This is a genomic window from Bacillus amyloliquefaciens DSM 7 = ATCC 23350 (assembly GCF_000196735.1).
GTDB lineage: Bacteria > Bacillota > Bacilli > Bacillales > Bacillaceae > Bacillus > Bacillus amyloliquefaciens.
Map to the genome: position 1 here is coordinate 3,628,480 of NC_014551.1, position 24,131 is coordinate 3,652,610.

At 45.5% G+C, this 24,131-nt stretch carries 28 protein-coding genes; 12 read left to right on the forward strand and 16 right to left on the reverse strand.

Annotation, left to right across the window (positions count from 1 at the left end):
- The first annotated feature begins 88 nt into the window (after positions 1–88).
- On the forward strand, positions 89–1,234 hold the full coding sequence (locus tag BAMF_RS38685; RefSeq protein ID WP_013353955.1) for a response regulator aspartate phosphatase: 1,146 nt from the start codon (positions 89–91) through the stop codon (positions 1,232–1,234).
- Entirely contained in the window at positions 1,218–1,337 is a 120-nt protein-coding gene (locus BAMF_RS38690; protein WP_014471166.1) for a PhrC/PhrF family phosphatase-inhibitory pheromone, read from the forward strand. The genes BAMF_RS38685 and BAMF_RS38690 overlap by 17 nt, the downstream gene beginning before the upstream one ends.
- Positions 1,338–1,450: 113 nt before the next feature.
- On the opposite strand, the gene speB is transcribed toward BAMF_RS38690, so the two are convergent.
- Positions 1,451–2,323, reverse strand: a complete 873-nt coding sequence (speB, locus tag BAMF_RS38695) for an agmatinase (RefSeq protein WP_013353956.1) — start codon at positions 2,321–2,323, stop codon at positions 1,451–1,453.
- A gap of 58 nt (positions 2,324–2,381) precedes the next feature.
- Positions 2,382–3,212, reverse strand: a complete 831-nt coding sequence (speE, locus tag BAMF_RS38700) for a spermidine synthase (RefSeq protein WP_013353957.1) — start codon at positions 3,210–3,212, stop codon at positions 2,382–2,384.
- A gap of 199 nt (positions 3,213–3,411) precedes the next feature.
- Here speE and BAMF_RS38705 point away from each other — a divergent pair, with 199 nt between their 5' ends.
- Positions 3,412–5,484 carry a transglycosylase domain-containing protein gene (locus BAMF_RS38705; protein ID WP_013353958.1) on the forward strand — a complete coding sequence of 691 codons (2,073 nt, stop codon included), beginning with the start codon at positions 3,412–3,414 and terminating at the stop codon, positions 5,482–5,484.
- Between the two features lie 24 nt (positions 5,485–5,508).
- Here the strand turns inward: BAMF_RS38705 and BAMF_RS38710 are convergent, their stop codons facing one another.
- The 3 genes from BAMF_RS38710 to BAMF_RS38720 all read right to left on the reverse strand — a co-directional run bounded on the left by BAMF_RS38710 (position 5,509) and on the right by BAMF_RS38720 (position 7,277).
- A complete protein-coding gene (locus tag BAMF_RS38710; RefSeq protein ID WP_013353959.1) occupies positions 5,509–5,940 on the reverse strand; it encodes a hypothetical protein in 432 nt (143 codons plus the stop codon).
- Positions 5,941–6,083: 143 nt separating this feature from the next.
- Positions 6,084–6,605, reverse strand: coding sequence for a YwhD family protein (locus BAMF_RS38715; RefSeq protein WP_013353960.1), 522 nt, complete (start codon positions 6,603–6,605; stop codon positions 6,084–6,086).
- 12 nt (positions 6,606–6,617) lie between these two features.
- Positions 6,618–7,277 carry a site-2 protease family protein gene (locus tag BAMF_RS38720; protein ID WP_013353961.1) on the reverse strand — a complete coding sequence of 220 codons (660 nt, stop codon included), beginning with the start codon at positions 7,275–7,277 and terminating at the stop codon, positions 6,618–6,620.
- 104 nt (positions 7,278–7,381) lie between these two features.
- Here BAMF_RS38720 and BAMF_RS38725 point away from each other — a divergent pair, with 104 nt between their 5' ends.
- On the forward strand, positions 7,382–7,570 hold the full coding sequence (locus tag BAMF_RS38725) for a 2-hydroxymuconate tautomerase (protein ID WP_003151042.1): 189 nt from the start codon (positions 7,382–7,384) through the stop codon (positions 7,568–7,570).
- 38 nt (positions 7,571–7,608) lie between these two features.
- Here the strand turns inward: BAMF_RS38725 and BAMF_RS38730 are convergent, their stop codons facing one another.
- Positions 7,609–8,028 carry a MarR family winged helix-turn-helix transcriptional regulator gene (locus BAMF_RS38730; RefSeq protein WP_013353962.1) on the reverse strand — a complete coding sequence of 140 codons (420 nt, stop codon included), beginning with the start codon at positions 8,026–8,028 and terminating at the stop codon, positions 7,609–7,611.
- Positions 8,029–8,407: 379 nt separating this feature from the next.
- Between BAMF_RS38730 and BAMF_RS38735 the strand changes: the two genes are divergently transcribed.
- On the forward strand, positions 8,408–9,787 hold the full coding sequence (locus BAMF_RS38735) for an APC family permease (protein ID WP_014471168.1): 1,380 nt from the start codon (positions 8,408–8,410) through the stop codon (positions 9,785–9,787).
- A 64-nt stretch (positions 9,788–9,851) separates the two neighbouring features.
- Here BAMF_RS38735 and BAMF_RS38740 read toward each other — a convergent pair whose 3' ends face one another.
- The 3 genes from BAMF_RS38740 to BAMF_RS38750 all read right to left on the reverse strand — a co-directional run bounded on the left by BAMF_RS38740 (position 9,852) and on the right by BAMF_RS38750 (position 12,079).
- A complete protein-coding gene (locus tag BAMF_RS38740; RefSeq protein ID WP_014471169.1) occupies positions 9,852–10,352 on the reverse strand; it encodes a YwgA family protein in 501 nt (166 codons plus the stop codon).
- Positions 10,353–10,391: 39 nt separating this feature from the next.
- Positions 10,392–11,693, reverse strand: coding sequence for an HD domain-containing protein (locus BAMF_RS38745; RefSeq protein WP_013353965.1), 1,302 nt, complete (start codon positions 11,691–11,693; stop codon positions 10,392–10,394).
- Between the two features lie 161 nt (positions 11,694–11,854).
- Positions 11,855–12,079 (reverse strand): YuzB family protein, encoded by a 225-nt coding sequence (locus tag BAMF_RS38750; RefSeq protein ID WP_003151034.1) that lies wholly within the window; start codon positions 12,077–12,079, stop codon positions 11,855–11,857.
- A gap of 203 nt (positions 12,080–12,282) precedes the next feature.
- Between BAMF_RS38750 and BAMF_RS38755 the strand changes: the two genes are divergently transcribed.
- The 5 genes from BAMF_RS38755 to BAMF_RS38775 all read left to right on the forward strand — a co-directional run bounded on the left by BAMF_RS38755 (position 12,283) and on the right by BAMF_RS38775 (position 16,152).
- Entirely contained in the window at positions 12,283–13,053 is a 771-nt protein-coding gene (locus tag BAMF_RS38755) for an RsfA family transcriptional regulator (RefSeq protein WP_013353966.1), read from the forward strand.
- A gap of 300 nt (positions 13,054–13,353) precedes the next feature.
- Positions 13,354–13,629: a PadR family transcriptional regulator gene (locus BAMF_RS38760; RefSeq protein ID WP_080565290.1), complete on the forward strand. Its 276-nt coding sequence runs from the start codon at positions 13,354–13,356 to the stop codon at positions 13,627–13,629.
- The gene (locus tag BAMF_RS38765; RefSeq protein WP_013353968.1) at positions 13,630–14,184 is read left to right on the forward strand and encodes an HAAS signaling domain-containing protein; all 555 of its coding nucleotides are present in this window, start codon (positions 13,630–13,632) and stop codon (positions 14,182–14,184) included.
- Positions 14,185–14,281: 97 nt separating this feature from the next.
- Positions 14,282–15,202: an ABC transporter ATP-binding protein gene (locus BAMF_RS38770; protein WP_013353969.1), complete on the forward strand. Its 921-nt coding sequence runs from the start codon at positions 14,282–14,284 to the stop codon at positions 15,200–15,202.
- Positions 15,199–16,152 (forward strand): ABC transporter permease subunit, encoded by a 954-nt coding sequence (locus BAMF_RS38775; RefSeq protein WP_013353970.1) that lies wholly within the window; start codon positions 15,199–15,201, stop codon positions 16,150–16,152. The genes BAMF_RS38770 and BAMF_RS38775 overlap by 4 nt, the downstream gene beginning before the upstream one ends.
- Here the strand turns inward: BAMF_RS38775 and BAMF_RS38780 are convergent.
- The 6 genes from BAMF_RS38780 to BAMF_RS38805 all read right to left on the reverse strand — a co-directional run bounded on the left by BAMF_RS38780 (position 16,142) and on the right by BAMF_RS38805 (position 20,851).
- Positions 16,142–16,978, reverse strand: a complete 837-nt coding sequence (locus tag BAMF_RS38780) for a hypothetical protein (RefSeq protein ID WP_013353971.1) — start codon at positions 16,976–16,978, stop codon at positions 16,142–16,144. The two genes, BAMF_RS38775 and BAMF_RS38780, sit on opposite strands and share 11 nt — an antisense overlap.
- Positions 16,969–17,766, reverse strand: coding sequence for a hypothetical protein (locus BAMF_RS38785; protein WP_013353972.1), 798 nt, complete (start codon positions 17,764–17,766; stop codon positions 16,969–16,971). Before BAMF_RS38785 ends, BAMF_RS38780 begins: the two co-directional genes overlap by 10 nt.
- Complete coding sequence (locus BAMF_RS38790) at positions 17,735–18,658, reverse strand: DUF6895 family protein (RefSeq protein WP_013353973.1); 924 nt, start codon at positions 18,656–18,658, stop codon at positions 17,735–17,737. The genes BAMF_RS38785 and BAMF_RS38790 overlap by 32 nt, the downstream gene beginning before the upstream one ends.
- A gap of 49 nt (positions 18,659–18,707) precedes the next feature.
- Positions 18,708–18,887: a hypothetical protein gene (locus tag BAMF_RS38795; RefSeq protein ID WP_013353974.1), complete on the reverse strand. Its 180-nt coding sequence runs from the start codon at positions 18,885–18,887 to the stop codon at positions 18,708–18,710.
- Positions 18,888–19,041: 154 nt separating this feature from the next.
- Complete coding sequence (locus tag BAMF_RS38800; protein ID WP_013353975.1) at positions 19,042–19,905, reverse strand: lipoate--protein ligase family protein; 864 nt, start codon at positions 19,903–19,905, stop codon at positions 19,042–19,044.
- A gap of 55 nt (positions 19,906–19,960) precedes the next feature.
- Complete coding sequence (locus tag BAMF_RS38805) at positions 19,961–20,851, reverse strand: LysR family transcriptional regulator (protein ID WP_013353976.1); 891 nt, start codon at positions 20,849–20,851, stop codon at positions 19,961–19,963.
- A gap of 114 nt (positions 20,852–20,965) precedes the next feature.
- On the opposite strand from BAMF_RS38805, the gene BAMF_RS38810 reads away from it, so the two are divergent.
- Entirely contained in the window at positions 20,966–21,943 is a 978-nt protein-coding gene (locus BAMF_RS38810; RefSeq protein ID WP_013353977.1) for a YeiH family protein, read from the forward strand.
- A gap of 38 nt (positions 21,944–21,981) precedes the next feature.
- On the opposite strand, the gene pta is transcribed toward BAMF_RS38810, so the two are convergent.
- Complete coding sequence (gene pta / locus BAMF_RS38815; protein WP_013353978.1) at positions 21,982–22,953, reverse strand: phosphate acetyltransferase; 972 nt, start codon at positions 22,951–22,953, stop codon at positions 21,982–21,984.
- A 256-nt stretch (positions 22,954–23,209) separates the two neighbouring features.
- Between pta and hemQ the strand changes: the two genes are divergently transcribed.
- Positions 23,210–23,974: a hydrogen peroxide-dependent heme synthase gene (hemQ, locus tag BAMF_RS38820; RefSeq protein WP_013353979.1), complete on the forward strand. Its 765-nt coding sequence runs from the start codon at positions 23,210–23,212 to the stop codon at positions 23,972–23,974.
- The last annotated feature ends 157 nt before the right edge of the window (positions 23,975–24,131 follow it).

A 24,131-nucleotide genomic window follows, 5' to 3' on the forward strand; every position in this document is an offset into this window, starting at 1 on the left:
AAACATTGCGGTTTTTTTGCGCTATCCTTCCGAATGAAAATGATAAAATATGTCATATACATAACGTGGAAGGGAGGGATTCGGAATAGTGGCGAGTGTTGTATCGTCTTCAGCGGTTGGAGAAAAAATCAACGAATGGTATATGTACATTCGAAGGTTCAGCATCCCGGACGCCGAGTACTTGCGGAGAGAAATCAAAGAAGAGCTTGCAAGCCTGGAAGATGACCAGGATCTTCATCTGTACTATTCTCTCATGGAATTCCGCCACAATCTGATGCTGGAATACCTCGAACCGCTGGAATCGCAGCGGATAGAAGAACAGCCGAGACTATCGGATCTGCTCGCGGATATTGATAAAAAGCAGGCCCGGCTGACCGGACGCCTTGATTATTATTTTAATTTTTTCCGGGGGATGTATGAGCTGGAATGCCGTGAATATCTTTCAGCGATTCAGTTTTTTAAGAAAGCTGAAAGCAAATTGACGTACGTTACAGATCAGATAGAAAAAGCGGAATTTTACTTTAAGATGTCAGAGTCCTACTATTATATGAAGCAGACTTATTTTTCTATGGATTATGCCCGGCAGGCTTATAAAATTTATCATAAGCAGGAGGCATATAATATAAGGGTGCTTCAGTGCCATTCATTGTTCGCTACCAACTTTCTTGACTTAAAGCAATATGATGAAGCAATTCAGCATTTTAAAAAAGCTTATGCCATGGCAGAGGCAGAACAGCAGCCTCAATTAATGGGCCGGACTCTATATAATATCGGGCTTTGTTTTAACAGCCAAGAAAATTACAAACCAGCCATTGACTACATCAAACGGGCAATAGCTGTTTTTGAAGATGGGAACATCATCACTTCTCTTCCGCAAGCCTATTTCTTAATCACACAAATACATTATAAAATCGGAAATATGGCCATAGCCAGGCAATATCATGACAAAGGAGTATCTTACGCGAAGGAGGCGGAAGATTCATTATATATAGCGGAGTATGAATTTTTAGAATCTTTGTACGTCGGTGAGCCTGATGAAGAAGCAATTATGGAATGTTTTGACTTCCTCAAGGATAAATTGATGTATGCTGATCTTGAAGATTTTGCCTTAGATGTGGCAAAATATTACCACGAGAGAGAAAATTTCGAGAAGGCTTCCGCATATTTTTTAAAAGTGGAAGAAACAAGACAGCAAATTCAAGGAGGTGTGAAGTTGTATGAAATTGAAGTATAAATTAGTACTTACTTGCTTAGCTGTAGGCACTGTTTTTGTTTCAGCCGACATCGCAAGTGCACCGGAACATCAATTTGAAGTTGCTCAGCGCGGAATGATTTAAAAATTAAACTTGATAGCAGCCAACATCTTACGGCTGTTTTTTTATCTGTTCTTCCTTATTAAAAACCCGGAACAAAGGCTGCTTCTGCCCTGTTATTCCGGGTTTTCTTCTTTCTACTTCACAAACCCAAGCAGCATTTCACGAATCATCTTGCTTGCCGTGTTTGCGGTTTGTTCGGAGTGGTCATAGATCGGCGCGACTTCTACAAGGTCAGCTCCTTTTACGCTGACTTCTGAGCGGGCGATTTCATGGATGGACGCGAGCAATTCCTTAGACGTGATGCCTCCTGCGTCAACCGTGCCCGTTCCCGGCGCATGAGCGGGGTCAAGAACGTCGATATCGATGGTGACATAAACAGGACGTCCCGCGAGCTGCGGCAGCACTTTTTTCAGCGGCTCAAGCACTTCAAACTTAGAAATGTGCATGCCGTTTTCTTTCGCCCATTCAAATTCTTCCTTCATTCCGGAACGGATGCCGAATGAAAATACGTTTTGCGGCCCGATAAGCTCGGCCGCTTTGCGGATCGGTGTAGAGTGGGAAAGCGGCTCGCCTTCATAATCCGTGCGCAGGTCTGTGTGCGCGTCAAAATGAATGATGGCAAGGTCCGGAAACTTCTTATACATGGCTTTAATGACAGGCCATGACACAAGGTGCTCCCCTCCCATGCCGAGCGGGAACTTTCCTTTTTCTAAAATGCTGTCCACGTATTCCTCAATCATATCAAGGCTTCTTTGCGGATTGCCGAACGGAAGCGGAATGTCGCCGGCGTCAAAGAAATTCAAATCAGCCAAGTCACTGTCGAGATACGGGCTGTATTCTTCAAGACCGATAGACACCTCGCGGATTCTCCCCGGGCCGAACCGTGAACCCGGGCGGTAGCTGACCGTCCAATCCATCGGCATGCCGTAGAGGATGGCGTCCGCCTCTTTCCAATCGGGGCGGCTTGCGATAAATACTTTTCCTGAATATGCTTCATCAAACCTCATGATAAAACCCTCGCTTTCCTGTAAAAAAGCGCAAGATTCGCTCCTGCGCCGTACGTTTTTATTTAATTAAGTCGCTCACAAATTTCGGAAGAACAAATGCCGCTTTGTGAAGCTCTTTCGTGTAATACTTCGTATCGATATCAAAGAAACGGCTGTCTTCCACTTCAAGCGGATCATACTTTTTAGAACCGATCGTAAATGTCCACAGACCGCTTGGGTACGTCGGGATATTAGCCGTATACAGACGGGTGATCGGGAAGATTTCTTTCACATCGCGCTGTACGTTTGTAATCAGCTCCGGTGTAAACCACGGATTGTCCGTCTGCGCGACGAAGATGCCGTCTTCTTTTAACGCCTTGGAAATTCCGGCATAGAAACCTTTTGAGAACAGATTGACGGCCGGTCCGACCGGTTCTGTTGAATCAACCATAATGACGTCGTATTCATTTTCTGATTTCGCGATGTGCATGAAGCCGTCATCGACTCTCACGTCTACGCGCGGATCATCCAGCTTGCCCGCAATAGATGGAAGGAATTTTTTAGAGTATTCAATGACCTTGCCGTCAATGTCGACAAGCGTCGCTTTTTTTACGCCCGGGTGCTTCAGAATCTCTCTGATGACGCCGCCGTCTCCGCCGCCGACAACGAGGACGTTTTCCGGATTCGGGTGTGTAAATAACGGTACGTGCGCAACCATTTCATGATAGACGAACTCGTCCTTTTCAGAAGTCATGACCATTCCGTCTAAGAACAGCATGTTGCCGAATTCTTCTGTCTCCACCATTTCCAGATGCTGAAATTCAGTCTGTTCCGTATGTAATGTTTGTTTCACCTTTAATGTAATGCCGAAGTTCTTCGTCTGCTTCTCCGTATACCAAAGCTCGCTCAATTGTCATCTCCCTTTCAAGGCTTATTTCATTTATTGTAAGCGTCTGTTTCGCTTTTATTCCGGTTAAAATCTCATTTTCACCTAAGGAAAAAGTATAGAGGATGGGAGGGAAAAAGTAAAGATGTGTCCGGCTTGCGATGTTTAAAAAACCCCCTTTTTTCACATAATAATAGAATCATGAAAAAGGGGGTTCCCAAAAGTGGATAAAGTATCTGGAAAACAGCTCAGAATCACGTTCAAAATCATCCGCGCCTGCATCTTTCTGACATTGATGGGCGGAATGCTGGCCGGCGTCTGCTTCACATCCATTCTTCTTGCAGCGAAATGGCAGGGAGCCCCCTCCGTCCGGGTTCCTCAGTCTACGATTCTTTATGCAAATGACGGCTCAAAGCTGGGTGAGACCGATTTCGGGGAAAAACGCTACTGGGTCCGGTTGAAAGATATCAATCCGATAGCGGTGCAGGCCGCCATTGCGGTAGAGGATCAAAACTTTTACAGCCACCATGGTTTTGATTACCGGCGGATGGCCGCCGCCGCGCTTGCTGACATAAAGGCAATGGCCAAGGTTCAGGGCGCCAGCACCATTACCCAGCAATACGCGAGAAATCTCTACCTTGAGCATGATAAGACATGGAAACGAAAATGGAATGAAGCATTTTACACGATCCGCCTTGAACAGAACTATTCTAAAAACGAGATTTTAGAAGGTTATGTAAATACGATATATTACGGCCACGGCGCATACGGAATTGAAGCCGCCTCCCGCCTGTATTTCGGCAAACACGCCAAAGATCTGAACGATGCGGAAGCCGTGCTTTTGGCGGGCATTCCGAAAGGCCCGTCCGGCTATTCGCCTTATATCAGCGAAAAGAAAGCCAAACAGCGCCAGAAAACCATTCTTCGACTGATGACCGAACAGAAAATGATATCAAAAGCAAAAGCGGAAAACCTTAAGAAAGCCCCGCTTGCCTACAAGCCGCTGAAAAACAGAACCGCGGCGAAAACGGCGCCTTATTTTTACGATGATGCGATGAAAGAACTTGAGAAAAAGCTCGGCATGACGCGCGAACAGCTGGCAACGAGCGGGCTTCGTGTTTATACGACGCTTGATAAGCGCATGCAGCGGATCGCAGAAAACACTGTGGCACATACGATCCGTACCGGCTCTGACATTCAGGTCGGCTTTTCCGCAATTGATCCGGCAACAGGGCGCGTGCTTGCGCTGCTCGGCGGACGTGACTACGAAAAAAGCCCGTTTGACCGGGCGACACAGGCGAAACGGCAGCCGGCTTCCACGATCAAGCCGCTTTTGTACTACAAAGCAATTCAAAGCGGCTTTACACCGGTCACGCTGATGAAAAGCGAAGAAACAGAGTTCCAGATTGACGACAACGGAGACACCTATTCTCCAAGCAATTACAACGGCTACTACGCCAATAAACCGATTACCCTGCTTCAGGCGCTTGCGTTATCAGACAACATTTATGCCGTGAAGACCCATCTCTTTCTCGGCATGAATAAGCTCGTGTCAGCGGCGAAGGAATTCGGCATCAGCGAGCATTTAAAGCCCCTTCCGTCTCTGGCGCTCGGAACTGAACCCGTGCGCCCGATTGAAATGGTCAATGCCTACGCGATGCTCGCAAACGGGGGAAAACAAATCACCCCTTCATTTATCACAAAAGTGACGGATACCGCCGGCAACGTCTTGTATGAACAGCCGCGCAGGCATCAACAGGTTCTTGATAAAAAAGCAGCTTTTGTAACGGCAAGCATGATGACTGGCATGTTTGATAAGGATTTAAACGGCTATACTTCCGTCACAGGACGCACCATTTCAGACAGGCTGACCCGAACCTACGGCGGGAAATCGGGCACGACGAGCGCGGACAGCTGGATGATCGGTTTTAATCCCGCTCTTGCTGCCGGCGTATGGACAGGCTATGACAAAAGCAGCACGATTGATTCAGTTGAGGAAAAAAGCTATGCGAAGACCATTTGGGCGGATTTTATGGAGAAAGCGCTCAAAGGAGAACCGGAAATGGCGTTTAAACCGCCGAAGGGCGTCACGGGCGTCTACATTGATCCCGCTTCCGGCTACACATCAGGACCAGGATGCGCCGCAAAGCATTATACGTATTTTATCGCAGGCACAGAGCCCGCGGATGTGTGCTTCGGTCCGGAACCGTCTAAAAAAGAGAAGGAACACGCCCCCGCCCGTAAAGAACCTCGGCAAAAAAAATGGTGGGATAAGTGGCTCGGCAAAAAAGACTAAGCCCGGTGCATCGCGCACCGGGCTTTAATCCGCATCTTCCTCAAGCACCCATGGGAGCAAAAGTGAAAAGTCGAGATGAATAATAGGATCAGGAAAATCCTTCGGTATAAAAAACCTTGTACTCGGCAAAGAAAACGAAAAGCGGATATCTCCCGCCTTCTCAATATGAGACTTCGGCCAGCCTTCGCCAAGGCGGCCGACAATCGGATAACTGCCCGCATAATGATGCAGGCCGTTTTCCTTTCCGATCTCCCCCACGTCGTGACAGACAGACGGACGAATCCCAAACTGTGTAAACAATCTTGTTTTCTCGGCGGGAAGGAGATTCATCGCCTCGGAGAAATTCCGGCAGTTCGCGCAATCGCATCGATCGTCCCATGGTTTTTCGTGTTGTTTTCTCGTTTCCGCCGCATCCGCCTCAATGACCCAAGGACCGATGTCAAATACGGTGAACATGATGAAACCTCCGCTTAAACATGAAAAACCCCGAGTCTTGGTTCGGCTCGGGACTTTCCATGTCCTGATTCTGTAACAACAGTTTACTCAGTACAATTGCGAAATAGTGCAAATATTTATAAAGTTCACAAAAAGTTCACAAATTATTTTTCTTCCGGAAGCAGACCCGTTTTCAATTCATCGGATGAACGGTCCCAGAGCCCTTGGTCATGCTTCTGCAAAAATTCAGCGAGCACCCGCTTTGAGCTGTCATCCATTTTGTCCACGATAATGCGGCGCTTCATTGATTTATCCATTAAATTCACATGCTCCGGCAATGACTTATAGCCTCTGCGGATACTTCTGTCCACGGTCATTTCACAAGCCGTCACACCCGCGTAATAAGGGCCTTCTTCTTTTCTGTCGATGGTGACCCATACGAGCCAGTACGGTTTTCCGTTCGGCACTTCATCCTTGTTCGGCAGGAATTTGATGCCTTTTTCCACGACACTGCGGGCGTGCATGGCGCCGATATCGACGAAGGCTTCCTTCTCTTCCACATCGACAAATACCGGAGAAATATTGTCAAGGCTCAGCGATCCGGCGCCGAAACCGCCATGTCCGTCGGTCGGATCACTTTTAATGATATTAAACCCGATTGATTTCTTCTTTTTTCCTTCTTCCATGAAAATACCCTCCTACAAAAGCGGTTGAAATATAATGGCAAATACTCTGAGAATCCAGTCTCTCCCCTCGCTTAACAGCGGCCACACGACATAGGAGCCGACCGGTGTCACAAACAGCACGAGGAACACGATAATCCCGTAGCTCTCAAATTGAGTCATTTTGGCGCGCACCCGCGGCGGCACGAGATCCTCAATAATCCGGTAGCCGTCAAGCGGAGGAAGCGGCAGCAGGTTGAATAAACACAGCACGAGATTCAGCTGTATCCAAATAGAGAAAAAGCGGTCAAGCCCCATGCTGAATGCCGAAAGCAGCTCCATTCCGTAAGCATGCATCAACACTAGCAAAAAGAAACCGATAAAGGCAAGAAGCAGGTTGCTTACAGGCCCGGCGACGGAAACCAGCACTCCCGCCAGCCGCGGTCTTTTAAAGGCGCGGCGGTTCACCGGCACCGGCCGTGCCCAGCCGAAGCCCGCGACCAAAATAAGAATGGTTCCGAAAACATCAAGATGTTTAATCGGATTGAGCGTTAATCTTCCCTGTCTCGCCGCCGTATCATCACCGAACCGATACGCGACATATGCGTGCGCCAGTTCGTGCATCGTAAATGCCACGATCAGCGTAATCACGACATAGGGCATAAGCTCCAGCGGATAATATAAAAATCTGTCCAAGTGTAAAAATCCCCTTTTTTTAAAAATGCAAGATTGTCCTCCGTTCAGTATACTATAAGTGACCTCTCTTCCAAAGAGAGGAAACGAAAAGGAGGAACAGCACCATGCCGCTCGTAACCGTTAAAATGCTTGAAGGCCGCACAGATGAACAAAAACGGAATCTGGTTGAAAAAGTAACAGAAGCCGTAAAAGAAACGACAGGCGCAGCCGAAGAAAAAATCATTGTCATGATTGAAGAAATGAGAAAGGATCATTACGCCGTCGCCGGCAAACGGATCAGCGACACGGAGTAATCCTTGATAAAGGCCGGCGCTGCTGTACGCAAGCCGGCTTATTTCACTACCTTTTCAACCAGGCTGAAAAAGGTTTTCTTTTCTTCCTCTGTCAATGCTTCGAACAGCTCGTCAATCAGCAGCTGCCGGTTTTCAATCATTTGCATGGCTGCCATTTTCCCTGATTCGGAAAGCGTCATCCACACTGTGCGGCGGTCTTCGTTATTTCTCGACCTTTCCACGAACCCTTCTTTTTCTAAATGATTGAGAGCGGTGGTCGTGGCGGAAGGCGATAATGTGACTTCCTGCAATATATCTTTAATCGTGCACGTGCCGTGCCGGTAAATAATCCTGAGAATAAATCCTCTGATATTGTTTATACTCTTCGGAATTGTCGCCTCATCAAGTTTTTTCGTGCTCTTTAAGTATTTTGTGAGAGCGTAATCCAGTACATTTGCTTGCAAGTTATCGTGCTTCATGCAGAAACTCCCCATTTCAAGATGCATCCATCATCATTTAATTGTTTTTATTACATTTTACTGATACCTTACGGAGAAAGTCAAAATTCCGGTCGGAACACCCGCAACTTTTATCCTGCCCTGTACAGACTTTTGTCTCCCTCTTTTTTCACCAGTCCCTTTTATGCAATGCTGGTTTTATAGACATGATTCAGGTAAAATCATTAAGGGTGACTGCGTTTGACGGAAAGACTGATCTGATGCGACAGACAATATGATGGGAAAGAAACGGAACAAACGGGGAAACAGAACACAGGATTGTTGATTACACAGAAGATGTGACACGGGTAAAAGCCAAAGAGTTCCTCTCGGCTTTTGCTTTCGGATGGAGGGATGCGTGTTGCGGAATATCCTACAAAAAAAAGACATCACCCAGCTGCTTGAACAAAGCAGAAACAGGCAGACTGCCAAAACGATGGGTGGATTTGATTTAACATTACTGGGCATCGGCGCCGTCATCGGGACGGGCGTCATGGTCCTTACAGGCATTACGGCCGCGAAAAATGCCGGGCCTTCCGTTATCTTTTCTTTTATCATTGCAGCCGTTGTCTGCAGTCTTGCAGCATTATGTTACGCCGAAATCGCTTCTGTTCTCCCGGTTTACGGAAGCGCTTATATTTACTCTTACACCACCATGGGGGAAATTATCGGCCATTTAATGGGCTGGACGCTCTTATCCGTTTATATGGTGACGGCGTCTGCGGTGGCAAGCGGCTGGTCAAGTTATTTCAATAATCTGTTAGCCGAAATCGGCATGCCTTTGCCGGACAGTCTGCTGCACGTGCCGAGCCAGGGGGGCATCGTCAACCTTCCTGCCATCATCATTACTCTATTAATTGCGGTCGTTCTGTCACGCGGATCCAAAGAGAGCAAAACATTTAATAATATAATGGTTCTCGTAAAAATCGGAATTGTTTTGCTGTTTATCATCACAGGCAGCTTTTTTGTGAAGCCGGGCAATTGGCATCCTTTTATGCCTTTTGGAATCAAAGGCGTGATCACGGGGGCTTCTGCCGTCTTTTTTGCGTTTCTCGGGTTTGACGCGATTTCCGCTTCGGCTGAAGAAGTCAAAAAACCGCAGCGCAACCTGCCGATCGGTATTATCGGTTCACTGGTGATCTGTACATTAGTATACGTCATTGTCTGTCTCGTCATGACCGGGATGGTTCCGTATTCACAGCTTAATGTGCCGGAAGCCATGTCTTATGTATTACAGACTGTCGGACAAAACGCGGTGGCGGGCGTTATCGCTGCCGGAGCGGTGATCGGGCTGATGGCCGTCGTTCTCGCCCATACATATGCGGCGACCCGCATATCTCTGGCAATGGCAAGAGACGGGATGCTGCCGAAAGTTTTCACGATTGTCGGAAAGAAATCGGGAGCTCCGATCTTTAATACGTGGGTGATCGGCCTGACAAGCGCATTTATTGCGGGTTTTGTGAACCTGAAAGAGCTGTCAGATCTCTCAAACATCGGCGCATTATTGACATTCGCCATGGTCAGTCTGTCCGTGCTGATTCTTCGCCGCACCCATAAAGATCTGCCTCGGGGATTCAAAGTGCCGTTTGTACCCGTTCTGCCGATTTTGGCCATTATCTGCTGTTTGTTTTTAATGGTCAATCTGCCGCTGAAAACATGGCTTTATTTTATCGTCTGGCTGATCATCGGCGTAATCGTTTACTTTTTATATTCGTACAAGCACAGCAAATTGAGAAAATAAACAAAACCAGGCCCGCTTGTTCGCGGCCTGGTTTTTGCATAAAAAAAGACGAAAGCCATCGCCTTTAACAAATGTGTTTCAGCTCTTCTATGTAGTGAAGCGCCTCTTCATATTCTTCATCAGTATATTTCTGTTTGCTTTTTATCGTAAACACTTTCTCTTTCTTTTCCTCTGCTTCAAGGCCGTCAAAATACAAAATCGTGGACACCAGCTCCAGAAACCGGGATGAGCGGCTGTTGACGCTGTCGATATAATTCTTCATATCCGGCATCGTAAGCTCCGCATGATGTAAAAACTCGGCTCCCGTCTCCGTCAGCGAGTACCGGTATTGAAAGTAGCCGCCCTTTTTTTCCTTCACCTCATCCAGAAACCCAAGATTGCACAGCTCTTCAATTCGAAGCGTCAGTTCTTCGGAATACGGACCGTAAAAATGAAAATCATATTTTTCGTAGAAAGGATACTGCATTTTCTTCGCGATATAAATGATTTTCTGCAGCTTTTTCCGCCCGATGATTTCTCCAGAATCCGAGAACACCTTCATCAGTTTTGCATGTTCTTTCAACAAATTCCCGACATCTCCTTTTCCTTCTTTACCAAAATCCTTCTATGTCAGTCCCAGCAGCTGCCGGATTTTTAATTTTGCTTCAGGGTTTTCTGAATCGTCAAAAATGAGGTCCATCGGATAGTACAGCTTATGATCCGTCCGCCGTTTGCCCGAAATGGATTCGACAATGGCGGACTGCCTGGACAGCTCTTTTATCTGGCCGTTCTGCGTTAACAGATGAATCGGCAGACGCTCTTCTTCCTCACCCGGACGGTAAAAATCATACGGCAGATCCGATGAAGAATCGACCACCAAATAGTAATTGGGATCAATTCCCGCCTCTTTAAACAGAGCGGTCAGCTCAAAATAAGCCGACATTTCTTCATTCGGGTTAAATTCGGCATATTGAAACAGCTGGCGGTTGATGAAGCGGCGGCACAAGTCGGACAGAATCGGATCCTCTTCTTCCTCCCAAGCCTGGAAATAATACAAAATGATTGCTTCATCAAGCTTCAGATAATCCTCAAGCGTCAGCTTCCCTTCAAAAATGGAATAAAAATGAACGGGAGCGTGAGTGAAGATATACCCTTCTTCATGGAGCTGCTTCGCACGGTGGAGAATTTTCGTCAAAATGACTTCAGCGCTTCTCGTCACAGGGTGAAAATACACCTGCCAGTACATTTGATAGCGGCTCATAATATAGTCTTCGACGGCATGCATGCCGCTTTGCTTAATGACGATCTGGTCCTCACGGGGACGCATCACCCTTAAAATCCGTTCCATATCAAAATGTCCGTAGCTGACGCCCGTATAGTACGCGTCCCGCTGAAGGTAATCCATCCGGTCGGCGTCAATCTGGCTCGAAATCAGGCTGACCACCTGTTTGTTTTTGTATGTTTTGGCAATGACTTCAGCAACATCCTGCGCAAATCCCGGACCCGCCTTTCTGAGAACCTGATTCACCTCAGTGTCGCCCAGAATGATTTCCCTCGTAAAATCTTCATGATCCAGATGAAAAACCTTTTCAAAGGAATGCGAAAACGGCCCATGCCCCAAATCGTGCAAAAGCGCTGCGCTGAGACAGAGTTCGCGTTCATTGTCATCCCATTCAGGACGCCCTTTAAAGACATCGTCAACCATTCTTCTGACAATCTCATAGACGCCGAGAGAATGGTTAAAACGGCTGTGTTCCGCGCCGTGAAACGTCAAATACGTCGTACCGAGCTGCTTGATCCGGCGCAGCCGCTGAAATTCACGGGTGCCGATCAAATCCCAGATCAGCTTGTCCCGCACATGAACATAGCGGTGAACAGGATCTTTAAACACTTTTTCTTCTGATAATTTTCCATTTGGATACGCCATCGTCATTCCCTCTTTTTTTTAGCCGTGATTCTATTATATCGGCTCAATCATTTGAAAACATCCTTGAATTTGTCCGGCGTTTTGTTCCAGTTTTCCGAAACTGATTTTTTTGAAGCAAAAAAGCCTGACCCATCGGGCGAGGCTGTCGTAAACACACAAATTCACTTTTTGATCTTCTTTTTCACTTTCTCAATCAGCTCGTCCTCAGTCGGCGCAGACAGCGGGCGGTTGTTTACGAAAGCAAACGATTTTTTGCGTCCGGGCCCGCAATATGACTGACAGCCGACCTCCACTTTTGCATCCGGATCAGCTTCTTTTAAACGCGGCAGCAATGTTTTAATATTGGTGGCTTGGCAATCATCACACACTCGGAATTCATTAGCCATGATGTACGCTTCCCTTCATTCAATGTTCCTCTATGTTAATTCTTAATTTTAAAAAACGAAAAAAATCACATCACATTCCATTGTACAAGGATTCATCTTATCCTGCAAGGCTCTGCGTATCTCTCATTCTTTCAGCCAATTTGTATAAATATTTTCCAATCTGGACATTCTAATACCATCAAGATTATTGGGGGTTGAGAACATTGACAAAGCAAAGACAGGACGCCTGGTCAGAGGAAAATGATCTGCTGCTTGCGGAAACCGTGCTCCGGCACGTTCGGGAAGGAAGCACGCAGCTTAACGCCTTTGAAGAGGTAGGCGATAAATTAAACAGAACATCGGCAGCATGCGGATTCAGATGGAATGCCGTCGTCCGCCATCAATACGAAAAAGCGCTTCAGCTCGCCAAAAAACAGCGGAAACAGCGGATGCGCGCGCTCGGCAACGGCCAGCCGGCCAAGAAGAAATTATTATATCAGCCGCCTGCACCGGATTCGGATATCATTCAAGAAACCGCAGCCGAAAAGACGGTTCAAACAGAAGCGCCAAAAGATGAGCCGCAAGCCGTCATGTCCGGCGAACATATGCCTTATGTCGATGAAAGCTTCAAGGAAGAGTTAGCTAGTTTATCACATTTGCTGGCGCCACAGCAGCCGAATCCGACAACTGAGCTTACAATGGCAGACGTCATTCAATTTCTGCAGAGCTATGAAGGCAGCGGAAAGCAAACCTCTGCCCTGCAAATGGAAAATGACCGTTTAAAACGGGAAAACCAAGAACTGCAGTCTAAAACCGAGAAGCTGGAAGCGGCTGTCGAAAAACTTGAAAAAGATCAAAAAACCATTCAGGAAGACTACGAAACCTTGGTTAAAATTATGAACAGAGCCAGAAAACTAGTTTTATTTGAAGACGAACACGCCTCCCCGTCCTTTAAAATGGATCGGAACGGCAATTTAGAAAAAATGGCAGAATAACGGCAAAACCCCCTTTCCTTATCACGGAAAAAGGGGTTTTTGTCATTTGTCAATGACGCGCATGCTGATCTATATTAATGTAAACATTATCCGGGGGGCCTTCTTCCAAAAGGCCTGCGCATCTCAGTCCCCGTCCGTACATAAGCATAAAGATTCAATTCCTCATCCCAAATGGTTCTTGGGAATTATTGATCAATTATCTACTGTGCAATACACTGTATAAATAATACAATTATTAGATATGATGGGAATGATAGTAAAGTGAATAGCCAATTACGAAAAGGAGCTTTGGAACTTTGTGTGTTATCTCTGCTTCTTTATGAAGATCTATATGGTTATGAATTAATCAAGGTCATAAGTGAAACGTTCCCTGTGTCGGAGGGCACCATCTACCCCATATTACGAAGACTCACAAAAAATAATTATTTAAAAACATATACAGCAGCCTCAGATCAAGGCCCGTCACGCAAATATTACAAAGTAACAGAAGAAGGCGCCTTTTACTATCACACATTAAAAGCAGAATGGCTCGACCTGTCCGAAAAAGTGAACAGCATCATTAAGGAGGGAAAGTGAATGTTTAAAGACCAATACCTAAAACAGCTCCGGCGGGAAATAAAAGATCTGCCGGAACTTGAACAAAAAGAGATACTCGCGGATATCGGCGAAATATTCCAAATGGGCGGTGCTGAAGGAAAAAGCGACGAACAAATCGCTAACAATTTAGGAGATCCCAAAACACTTGCGCGCACCTTAAAAGCTGATATTTTCATCAATGATGCTCAGGAGCAGAAAACATGGCGCTCCTTTTTCAAAGCATTCGGCCTGCTGTTAGGCATGAGCCTGTTTAACTTCATGGTTATGCTGACACCGTTTCTTTTTGCCTCTGTTACGGTGTTAAGTTTGATGGCGATCGGGCTTATGCTGATAACCGGGTCATTCTTTCTTCTTGTGAAAGTACCGATTGTTACAGCCATTTTTAACGGATGTATTGTCCTCGGAGCGGGTATGGCGGTGTTTATGGCCGGATTTGATCTTTCGAAGCTGATATTCCGTGTCTTTTTGCGCTATTTCAAATGGAATGTCAGCGTTGTAAGGAGGGAAACCATTGAATCGAAAAATGTGGTATAGCATTGCTCTCATTTTAATCGCTGCCGGTCTGATCGGAAGCATGTTCTTCGGTTTTGACGGCTTTTATCCTAATTCATAAGGAAGGTGTGCAAATATCATGACTGAACCAGCCCTGATATTGAAAAATGTCTCTAAAACCATCAATCATACTCCTATTGTACAGTCAATTTCTTTCGATGTGAGAAAAGGTGAGATATTCGGCCTTTTAGGACCGAACGGTTCAGGAAAAACCACTATTTTTAGAATGATCGTACAGCTTATTAAAATAACAGAAGGAGCCATTTCATTCAAGGGCAGACCGGACAGCGACTTTGAATATTTGATGAAACATATCGGGGTTATCATCGAAGGGCCGGACATGTATCCGAATATGACCGCTTTGCAAAACCTGAAATATTTCACTAAACTTCGCAGCGCCTCACTCCGAACAGATGACCTTATGAATATTCTCATAAAAGTCGGATTAGAGCAGGCTGCCCGCAAAAAAGTAAAACATTTCTCATTAGGCATGAAACAGCGTTTGGGGCTCGCTTATTCTCTTCTCCACAACCCTGAGTTATTAATTCTGGATGAACCGATGAATGGGCTAGATCCTAAAGGGATGAAAGAATTGCGCACCATTCTTTCTGATTTAGCGCAGCAGGGAGTTTCTATTTTAATATCAAGCCATTTATTGTCGGAAATGGAGGAGATTTGCGACAGGGTTGCCTATATCAAAAAGGGACGGATTTTAGGAATTGAAGAGATGAAAAAAAGAAATGACCCTGCTCAGAAAAAGCTGTTTACCGTCATGGTTAATAATCCTGAAAGGGCGAAAGAAATATTAGAACAGGAAGGTATTCTTCAAGTACAGCAAAAAGACAGCCGCATCATTGAATTGGAAGCAGAAGAAGACACCATCCCGTATGTCATTAAATCTTTAGCAGAGAAAGAGATTCTGATTTCCCGCGTCTCCGCAAGAACTTTGTCCCTGGAAGAAAAATACATGATGATAACAGATAAGGAGGACGCGGTATGAGCATATTTCATCTGGCGCAGAACGAATTCATAAAAATAACCCGAAAAAAAGGCACACTTTTATCTCTTTTTTTCCTGTTTCTCATCGTTTTGCTGACCGGCCTTATCATGAATCATGAGGTAGATGCTTCTTCGGATAACAATTGGAAAGAACGGCTTCTCGCCGAAAAAAAACAAGAAGAAATCGAGAAACCGACTGAAACGACGGGCGTTTATTATTCAGCTGATGTTAAAAATAAAGACTATTATTTGGAGCATAACATTAACCCCTATGAATGGAACGGCTGGAGGTTTTTCAGTACGGTTACTTCAAACGGGCTTGAAATTTTCGTAAGCTTAACCGCAATTTTAACCATCAGCGGGATTGTTTCCAAAGAGTTTGCTCTTGGGACGATTAAGTTTATCGCTACAAGTCCGAACCGAAGATGGCGGATTTTAACATCAAAATTTCTGGCATCCCTCCTGTTTACCGGCATGGTTTACTTATTTTACTGTATAAGCTGTTTGCTGATCGGCGGCGTGTTATTCAGTTTTTCTAATGCCTCATATCCGCTCGTCTATTCTCATTTAAATGACAGCCTGTATACCATCAGTTCATTAAAAGCATCCGGGATCATTCTTCTTTTACGTTTCATATCAATTATAAGCATTGTCACCATCGCATTCACTTTGTCAGTATTATTCAAAAGTCAGGCTCTCTCCCTTTGCTTATCCATTTTACTGCTGTTTGCCGGCAGTATATTAGGCGGAACTGATTTGCTTGCTCAATTTACGTGGTATAAATTTACGCTCTTTCCGCATTTAAATCTCGTTGCTTATGTAAATAAAAGCGCCGGTGATGCGATTTCAACATTAAACATCCCCTATTCTATGACGGTTATAGCAATCTACTTTCTTATTTGTTTGCTGATTTCATTTACCGTCTTTCAAAAGAGAGACATTACAGCATAGACAGAGTGGCGGCGGCATAATGAGCGGACGGCAAAAAATACTGACGGTCCAGCATTTTGCCGCTGACCTTCCCTTGGTCCATGGCCAATGGATTTAAATAACCGAAGCCCCCGTTGCTTCGCTGCTGAAAGCATAGAAATTCCCGCCCTTCCCGTATAAAAAGCGTCTCATCGAACTGGAGAAATTTCATAATGGCTGTGTATTTTGCAACGGCATCGATGTGATACCTTCTGCACTCAGCTAACATTAAGCCTGAGAAAGCAAAGTCTGATGTTTTGTACCATTCTATGAGAAAAGGCTGCAATTCTTTCATCTGCAAGTAAGTGACAACATAAAGGGTATCCGCTAATTCTTCCTGCCTGCCGCCCGATGCCATAAGCAAATCAGCCTCCCTTTCCAAGCCGTTTTCTAAGAAAACGATCAGCTCCTCCGGGGTCACCGCTTTAAAATAAGCTGCTAACACCATTAGAATCATAGAAGAAGGATCTGATTTCAGCTCATCTTTTAAACCGCTGACCATTTGTTCACGACCGTTATGAAAAAAAATGCTTTTTGCGGCATACATCTTGCGGTATACATGATACGCGTACGCGAACAGGACCGGGTGGCATTCGTGCGTTTTTTCTCCAAAATAACTGTCTAAGTAGAGGATGACTTCTTCCGTATCCTTGTTTTTTTCGAAATGATGACATGCCGCTAAACCGCAAAACAGGTGCATGAGCTCCTCTGCTTCCATTTCTTCCGGGTGCAGCTGAAGGTTCTTCCAAAAAACCAGCAGCCATTCTTCTGTTTTTTTTATATTAAAATGTTCCTCTACTATCTGCATGTTTCACACTCCAGATTCAGAATCTCAATCGCCGGCAGAAGAGCCGGGGCACAATGAATGGATGGATTTTCGTTATTAATGTAATGAAGAGCTGCTTGACAGCCATAAAAAAAAGGATCGATACATGATTGAATAAATAACATAGTGCACAGCTGTTTCATATTTCTGCTGCCGAGACAAAACACAAGCCATTTTTGAATGGACGCCTTCAAGCCGGGATGAAGCTGATGCTCTCCCTCATCTAAATAAAGAAGACAATACTCAATAAACTCCAGCTCGTTTTCAGCTGTCCTTTTCCATGCGTCATGAAGCAAAGGCTGAAACATCGAATCTTTGTAAAAACGCACTTTCTCATCATCAGATGACATTCCCAGCTCGTTCAGCAAACCGACTAATTCAGCGTATTTAAAATAAGGCCATTCTTTTTTTATAAGATAGCCGTTTTGCAATCCATGACGTATAATCTGATCATTCGCTTTCAATCCCTGCTTCTTTTTATAGGTTTTTGCCGTTAAATAGATATGAATCAATTCATTCACAATGGCCGTGTTACTGTGAAACAGATCTTCCCAGCATGACTTATCAACGAAAGCAGACGCAATCCGTTCAATATGTTCTTTTACAGCGGAAGAATGGCTTGTCTTTCTGTAGTATTTGCAGAAGCCTGCAAACAGCTGAATGCACTTCATATCCGGAAGCGATTGTTCGGCAAAAGATAATAAAAATTGATCCGTCTCTTCAGCTAATCTGTTCAAGTTAATAGTTCCTTTCTGCTCTGAGACAGGCATGCGCGGCTCCCGCAGCAACAAGTGTTGTATGGTAGCAATGTTTAAACACATCTTCTCTTCGCTGTTCATCTTTCAAACCGGGTTTATGTTGATAGGTGATGCCCGGAACATTCCCCTCTTTCATTCGGCCCTGATTTATTTTATTCCATGCTGCCTCATAGAGCGGTTTATGATTTTCTCTTTCCATGTCAATATTTAAAAAAGAACTGCACATCAATAATTCACTGGTAATATCTAAATTCTCGAGACATATATAAATCCCGAGAAACTTCAGGACCTTTTCTTTCAAAGACGGCAGATTATACTCCTTATCTGTAAGCGAAGAACATCCCATGTCTGTTATATAAAAAATCGTATGAGTTATACTGTACGCATCATGATCAGTCATATATGTATTTGGGATATTCTGACCAGCTGCTGTGTAGTTATATAAGTCAGAAAAATCCGTTATTTCTGAAGTCACGCCCGCTCTTTCCAGACTGTACTTCAGATCCATTTTCCGAAAGGGAATTTTAGCAAGGCTGCCATCAAAACGCGATCCCGTGAATTTTTTCAGCTCCCATATCACCGAAGCCCGGGACGGGTGATCTGTTAAGGTAAGAAATTCCCCCGCAATAGCCAATCCGGCAAGACCGTCCGGATCAAAATGAATAAATTCTTCTAGCTTTTCATTGTGAAGCCTTTCTGTAATAAAGTCTGTTAAAACCGTAACCTCCTTATCATCTGCCTGATTTCTGATCAGGTAATTGGTAAGAAAAATGAGCTCTATAAATGTTTTAAGCCGCCATCTGAAATCATTCGCTACTTTATGATTCATATCAAAGAAATGAATATTCTCAACGATCCATGACAGTGCTCCCTGCTTAATTTCTTTTATATACGCTTGGGTCAAATTTTTCACCACCTTGTCTCAGATGTGTAGGTTCCAAACAGCTGATAATCTACTTTTGAGTGGCTAAATCAGAGAAATTCAAATTCGGGTTTTGATTGTCTTCTTGGCTTGGCACTACAAGCACCCAGCCGCTCCAAGCGAAAGTATTGCCTGATTGCTCTGCATCTCCGGCTAACAAATGTGTCGGGATCGTGATTCTTTTTTCTTCTTTTATTTTTTTAAAATTCATATCTCCATCTCCTTTAGTTTATAGAATTATTTGGAACCTACATCAATATATTAATCAAATAAGGTATATATTGTAAACTATTTTTGATATAACACTTCTTTTTTCACTATAAATAAATAGTATATAATTATCAGAAAAACAAAAAAGCCCGGACTCAGTCCAAGCTTTCCTGCGTACCAAACACCTTCTCATTCCGCTCAAGCATTCGGGTCAGATTTTTTTCAAATACGATTTCTTCTTCCGGCGATAATCCGGCCGCATACAGGCGGCCGCTGAGTTCCTTCAGTTCGGTCAAAAGCGCCAGCATTAAGTCCTGTACGGAAATGTCCGTTTGCAGCAATTCACTTAATGATGCCATCGTTTCGGGCCTTATGTCGGGGTATACGCCTTTTGTATCGTTGCTTTTGTCTTTTAAAGCGGCTTGATAGAAACGTCTGATCAAGTCGGCCCTTTCACTGCCGCTTTTATCGGCGCAGAGATAAATCTGAACCGCGGTTCCGCCCCGCAGCCGTCTTTGTGAGATTCCCGCGAATTTTCGGCCGCCGATGCTGAGATCATAGCTCCCCGGACAGTACGATCCTTTAATTTCATACGCTTCAATTTCAGCGTTGTACGGACTCAGCATCCGCCGCACCAGCTCTGTCATCGCCTCGTAGCCTCTGTCGATGTCGATGCCTTTTTTCTCATCTTCAAAAATAAGCGAGATATTCAATACGCCTTCATCGAGAACGACCGCGAGGCCCCCGGAATTTCGGACAATGACACGGTAGCCTTCGTCCTTCAGCAATTTCACGCCGTCCTCTAAAAATGGAAGCCGTGTGTCCTGAATGCCGAGCACGATCGTCCGGTGGTGCACCCAAGATCGTGCTGTCGCAGGCGATTCCCCTTTGCCCGCGGAGGCGCACAGCGTATCATCTATTGCGAATGACTGCTTCGCATCAAAATAAGGGCCGAGGCTGGATTGGTCAATGATTCTCCAGCTCGGCTGCATCAGTAAATCAATCGGTTGCTTTCCCATCTATATTAAATCCCTTTCGTCATAGGCTTTTCATGCATTTATTATATCACTCCGCTTAAGATGATTGAAATTGGCTTTTCAAAAGAACGATGAAGATTTCTTTGTTTTTTGTGCTCTCCATAATGGAAGATTGAATGATAGACAGTTTCCGCTTCAAGGAGAATCCTTTTATCTCAAGCACGGAAATGCTGCGGTGAAGCAGATCCTTTTGCAGCACGCTTTTTGACAGGACGGAAAGGCCCATTCCGCTGATGACGGCTTCCTTGACGCCCTGGTTGCTGCTGATCGTCATCAAGGATTTCGGCCGCAGTCCGTTTGAATGAAGGACGTGGTCTAAATATTCCCTCGTTCCCGAACCCTTCTCCCTCGTCACCCACGCTTGATTTTGCAAGTCTGTAACCGATATGTTTTTTCTGCCGGCGAGCGGGTGTCCGTTCGGTGCGGCAATGCACAATTCGTCCTCCATAAACGGCTGAATGTCGAGCTCGTTTTTCCCCGTATGCCCTTCAATTAATCCGATATCGGCTTCAAGCATCCGAACCGCTTCACTGACCTCCTCCGTGTTTCCGATCATGACGTCCAGGTTCAGCTCGGGATACTCGGCATGAAGCTTTGCGAGAAGCGGCGGCAGAATATATTCGCCGATGGTGAAGCTCGCTGCGATTTTCAGCTTCCCTTTGACATAATGGTGATGGGCGTAAATTTCGGTTTTCGCCTGCTCGTACAAAAAGACCATTTGCTTGGCGCGCTGATAGAGAATGTCTCCCGTCGGCGTTGTCGTAAAGTGCTTCGGCGAGCGGTTCAGCAAGGCGGTTTGAAATTCTTTCTCCAGATTTTTAATGTGAAGACTGACGCTCGGCTGAGAAATCATCAGCTTCTGCGCCGCTTTTGTAAAGTTTTTTTCTTCCACGACGGCAATGAATGTTTTCAGTTCCCCATAATACAAAAAGCATCGCCCCTAATCATTATTTTTCCTAATCGTTTAGATCATATAAATATATTTTACTAATGATTAAGACCGCAGTAAAGTGGAGTTATCAACAAATGGGAAGTGACTGAAATGAAGATGGTAAAGGGTGTTACAGTTACCGCAGGAATTGCGTTTGCGGCTTTCTATGTCAGCCGCCTGCCTTTTTTACAAATGCTCGGAATGCTTGTCCTCGCGATGCTGATCGGCATGCTCTGGCGCGCCGTTTTCGGACATCAGGCGGCATTAGAGCCGGGGATTGCGTTCTCAAGCAAATATTTGCTGAAAGCAGGCATTATCCTGCTTGGCATGAGACTGAACCTGGCGGATATCTATCATGCCGGCTGGCACGTATTTGCAATTGCCGTTTGCTGTATGATGTTTGCGGGCGCTGTTGTATACGGACTGTCCCGGCTGTTTCGAATGGATCAGACACTCAGCATATTAACGGCCTGCGGCACAGCGATCTGCGGGGCGGCTGCCATTGCCGCGATCGCGCCGCAGATCAGATCAAATGAAAATGCAGCAGCCATCAGTGCCGCCGCCGTTTCATTATTAGGAACCATTTTTACTGTTGTGTATTCTCTTTCTTATCATGTATTGGGCTTTTCGCCCGCGGCTTACGGGGCCTTTTGCGGAGCAACGCTTCATGAGGTGGCGCATGCGGCGGCGGCCGGCAGCGCCGGAGGAAAAACAGCCGTCGAGATGGCGGTGATCGTCAAGCTGACCCGGGTCGCGCTGCTCGTTCCGGCCGCATTCATGCTTGGCATGCGGGCCCGCCGCAGCGGTAAGTCAGAGACGGTTTCTGCCGCTTCGCTGCCCATCCCTTGGTTTATCTTCGGATTTCTCGGAATGAGCGCCATCCACACATCAGGCGTCATTTCTGCCGCGCATTCCGCGTTTCTTGTGCAAGTGTCTTATGTTTTAATCGGCATGGCGATGGCGGGTCTCGGCTTAAAAGTCCATATATCGGCGTTTCGGCATGACGGCTGGCGGGCGCTCGCGGCTGGTTTGATCGGTTCTCTCTGTTTATCCCTGTTCGGCTGGGCGGCAGTGACTTTCTTTCTATAAAAAAATGCCGGCCTTCGTAAAGGCCGGCATTTTCCGGATTACAGCGCTTGAGCCGCCGTAATTAACGCAAGATTGTAGACGTCTTCCGCATTACATCCTCTGGAAAGATCGTTTACAGGCATATTTAATCCTTGCAGAATCGGTCCAACCGCTTCAAATCCGCCTAAGCGCTGAGCGATTTTGTAGCCGATGTTTCCTGCTTCAAGGCTTGGGAATACAAATACATTCGCGTCTCCTTTAATTTCGGAGTCCGGCGCTTTCTTCTCCGCAACAGACGGCACAAATGCAGCATCAAATTGGAATTCGCCGTCAAGCGTAAGTTCAGGCGCTTTTTCCTTCGCAATTTTCACCGCTTCGGCCACTTTTTCCGTCTCGTCTGATTTCGCCGATCCTTTTGTAGAGAAGCTGAGCATGGCAACGCGCGGGTCAATATCAAACATTTGAGCCGTATTGGCGCTTTCAATGGCGATTTCGGCAAGGTCCTGGCTGTCAGGAGCAATGTTGATCGCGCAATCAGCGAATACATATTGCTCGTCACCGCGAGCCATGATGAAGACACCAGATGTTTTTTTCACGCCTTCTTTTGTTTTAATGATTTGCAGTGCAGGTCGAACCGTATCGGCAGTAGAATGTGCAGCTCCGCTGACAAGTCCGTCCGCGAGACCTTTGTACACAAGCATTGTGCCGAAATAGTTTTCGTCCAATAAGGCTTTGCGGGCCTGTTCTTCCGTCGCTTTGCCTTTGCGGCGTTCTACGAAAGCCTGAACGAGTTCTTCCATGCCTTCATATGTATTCGGGTCAAAAATGTCAACGCCGTCAAGCGTAAGATTTAATTCTTTCGCTTTTGCTTGAATGTCTTCTTTATTGCCGACTACGATCGGCTTTAATACCTTGTTGCCCGCCAAGTTGTTGACCGCAACCAGGATACGTTCGTCCATTCCTTCAGGAAATACGATTTTTACATCTTTTCCTGCTACTTTTTCTTGTACTTTTGTAAATAAATCTGCCACGATATACCCTCCTCTATGTTGACAAAAAACGCTTACTTTTACAGCATACTCTTCTTCCTGTTAAATTCAAATAACCAACTTTCATTATAGCGCTTTCAAAGAAAAATCTTATTTTTCTAACTAATTTAACTGACGGTTTGTTCACGGCTTAGTTTCTGACACAAGGCTATGGATTATTCAAGGTTTCTCCACAGCTGAAACGGTTAAACTGTGATATAGTGAAGGCATCAATGAAAAGATATAGGAGTGAAGATACATGAGTGAGCAGCAAAAAACGAACGAAGCCGCCCAAACGCTTGACGGCTGGTACGCGCTTCACGATTTCCGCACAATGGACTGGACGTCATGGAAGCTGTTATCCAGCGATGAGCGCCTGTCGATTATTCACGAATTTACGGGACTGCTTGAAAAATGGGGCGTCGCCCAAAAAGAAGGCAAAGGCTCGCAAACCATCTACAGCATCGTCGGACAGAAAGCCGATTTCATGCTGATGATTCTTCGCCCGACAATGGAAGAGCTGAACGAAATCGAGCTTGAATTTAATAAATCAAAGCTTGCTGAATTTACAATCCCGGCTTATTCTTACGTGTCCGTGGTTGAGCTGAGCAACTACCTGGCTAGCGGAGAAGGCGATCCGTATGAAAACCCGCATGTCCGCGCACGCCTGTACCCTGAGCTGCCGGAAGCGAAATACGTCTGCTTCTATCCGATGGATAAAAGAAGAAGCGGAAATGACAACTGGTACATGCTTTCTATGGATGAACGCAAAAGCCTGATGAGAAGCCACGGCTTAATCGGACGGAGCTATGCCGGCAAAGTCAAACAGATTATCACGGGGTCTGTCGGTTTTGACGATTACGAATGGGGCGTCACGCTCTTCAGTGATGATGTGCTTCAGTTCAAAAAGCTTGTCTATGAAATGCGCTTTGACGAAGTCAGCGCGCGCTACGGCGAATTCGGTTCATTTTTTGTCGGAAACCGCTTGTCTCTCGACACGCTTCCGCAGTTTTTACACGTGTAATAAGTGGTTAAAGCCTGATTGTAAAAAATCAGGCTTTTTTTAATACTATTCGAATACAAATCGAAAAAACATTGATAAAAAGTTGAAAGTTATGTAAAGTGTGCTTTACGTATAATTTACTTTACATCTTTAGCAATTGTTGTTTCAAAATGAGGTG

Coding starts and splice junctions, on each gene's coding strand:
- BAMF_RS38690 (WP_014471166.1), top strand. CDS start 1,218: ATGAAATTGAAGTATAAATTAGTACTTACTTGCTTAGCTGTAGGCACT.
- speB (WP_013353956.1), bottom strand. CDS start 2,323: ATGAGGTTTGATGAAGCATATTCAGGAAAAGTATTTATCGCAAGCCGC.
- BAMF_RS38710 (WP_013353959.1), bottom strand. CDS start 5,940: ATGTTCACCGTATTTGACATCGGTCCTTGGGTCATTGAGGCGGATGCG.
- BAMF_RS38715 (WP_013353960.1), bottom strand. CDS start 6,605: ATGGAAGAAGGAAAAAAGAAGAAATCAATCGGGTTTAATATCATTAAA.
- BAMF_RS38725 (WP_003151042.1), top strand. CDS start 7,382: ATGCCGCTCGTAACCGTTAAAATGCTTGAAGGCCGCACAGATGAACAA.
- BAMF_RS38730 (WP_013353962.1), bottom strand. CDS start 8,028: ATGAAGCACGATAACTTGCAAGCAAATGTACTGGATTACGCTCTCACA.
- BAMF_RS38745 (WP_013353965.1), bottom strand. CDS start 11,693: ATGGCGTATCCAAATGGAAAATTATCAGAAGAAAAAGTGTTTAAAGAT.
- BAMF_RS38750 (WP_003151034.1), bottom strand. CDS start 12,079: ATGGCTAATGAATTCCGAGTGTGTGATGATTGCCAAGCCACCAATATT.
- BAMF_RS38765 (WP_013353968.1), top strand. CDS start 13,630: ATGTTTAAAGACCAATACCTAAAACAGCTCCGGCGGGAAATAAAAGAT.
- BAMF_RS38770 (WP_013353969.1), top strand. CDS start 14,282: ATGACTGAACCAGCCCTGATATTGAAAAATGTCTCTAAAACCATCAAT.
- BAMF_RS38775 (WP_013353970.1), top strand. CDS start 15,199: ATGAGCATATTTCATCTGGCGCAGAACGAATTCATAAAAATAACCCGA.
- BAMF_RS38780 (WP_013353971.1), bottom strand. CDS start 16,978: ATGCAGATAGTAGAGGAACATTTTAATATAAAAAAAACAGAAGAATGG.
- BAMF_RS38785 (WP_013353972.1), bottom strand. CDS start 17,766: ATGCCTGTCTCAGAGCAGAAAGGAACTATTAACTTGAACAGATTAGCT.
- BAMF_RS38795 (WP_013353974.1), bottom strand. CDS start 18,887: ATGAATTTTAAAAAAATAAAAGAAGAAAAAAGAATCACGATCCCGACA.
- BAMF_RS38800 (WP_013353975.1), bottom strand. CDS start 19,905: ATGGGAAAGCAACCGATTGATTTACTGATGCAGCCGAGCTGGAGAATC.
- BAMF_RS38810 (WP_013353977.1), top strand. CDS start 20,966: ATGAAGATGGTAAAGGGTGTTACAGTTACCGCAGGAATTGCGTTTGCG.
- hemQ (WP_013353979.1), top strand. CDS start 23,210: ATGAGTGAGCAGCAAAAAACGAACGAAGCCGCCCAAACGCTTGACGGC.